This is a genomic window from Oleiphilus sp. HI0066 (assembly GCF_001635725.1).
On record NZ_LWFH01000473.1, the window covers coordinates 1 to 1,215 of the forward strand.

Annotated in this window: 2 protein-coding genes; both read left to right on the forward strand. The window is 42.3% G+C overall.

Features of this window, described 5'->3' with window-relative positions:
• Positions 1-429: 429 nt before the first annotated feature.
• Positions 430-906, forward strand: coding sequence for a styrene-oxide isomerase StyC (gene styC, locus A3738_RS06740; RefSeq protein ID WP_068480124.1), 477 nt, complete (start codon positions 430-432; stop codon positions 904-906).
• Positions 907-963: 57 nt separating this feature from the next.
• Positions 964-1,215, forward strand: a 252-nt coding sequence (locus tag A3738_RS06745; RefSeq protein ID WP_156504021.1) for an NAD(P)-binding protein, incomplete at its 3' end; no start/stop codon positions are given.

Consider the following 1,215-nt stretch of genomic DNA (forward strand, 5'->3'; position numbering starts at 1 on the left):
TTTTGGTTTGGCTTGTTAAGCTATTGTTTCATTAGGCTTCTAATAAGATTGAGACTTATTATAGGTAGCGCACCATTAAAGCACATTTTGTGAGCCGAACAGGTCTCTCTTACTTCCCTTCAGACAGAATATGATTTTAAATTTACAAGCGCAATACGACTCAACGCCTTATTTGTGTGAACTACTACAACAAAAATTGATCAGGAATACTCCAGTTATTTCGGTAACTTTTTCAGCAACCGGCGGCATGGTTGTCTACAAAGTCTATTAACAAAATTCTTGAAAGGTCTTATAAATGCGCGGTTCTAACTCGTTTTCTTGTCTACAGCTTCTGGCAGTCTTTTTTAGTCTCACTGCCTACTCACTGATCGATGTTAAAATTGAAAACTCATCAATTTGTTCAAATAATAAAAGCAAACAGGTAAGTCTATGAACGCTCTTCAGAAGCGTATGGTCGGGCATGGCGCGATCATTATGTTAATCGGTCTTATTGCTGGTATCGGTTTAGTTATGAAACTGATAGGCGGCTTTGAGATATTTCCTAATTATATTGTGCAGTTTGAACTATTCGGTAGCGATCGCGGATGGGCTCGAGCTCATGCGGGTGGCTTGATGAACGGTTTAATGATCTTTGTTGTCGCACTGTTGCTATGGGGATTGAATGCACCAGAGCGCCTAGAGAAAAAGCTGTTTTGGATGATTGTAGGCGCGGGCTATGGCAACACCATGTTTTATTGGGGCGGGATGCTTTCGGCAAGTAGAGCTTTGACCTTCGGTGATAATCGACTCGGTGAAACCAATATATGGGGCATTTTAGGATTAGTGCCAGCGTTGGTGTTTAGCTTTGTTTCGTTATATTCCTTTTATGTTCTTGCGCGACATGCTTTTTCAGAAGCTAAGTCATAAAACCTCTCGGTAGCGCTATGGTGCTTATTGTATACAGACCTTGTTATAGGAGGAACTATGTCCGAAATAAAACAATTAGAGGCGGACTATTTGATCATCGGTGCTGGTGCGATGGGATTGGCATTTGCTGATGAATTGCTCAAACACGACAAACAAGCAAGCATCGTGTTTGCAGAGCGTCGCGGCATGTCGGGCGGGCATTGGGTTGATGCCTATGATCACGTTAAGCTTCATCAGCCAGCAATAGCTTACGGGGTGAACTCACTTGAGTTAAGTGAATCGAAAACAGACCTTTCTAGTCGCCCTCAA

Excerpts from the sequence above, each read along its gene's own strand:
- styC (WP_068480124.1), top strand. The coding sequence starts at position 430 with ATGAACGCTCTTCAGAAGCGTATGGTCGGGCATGGCGCGATCATTATG.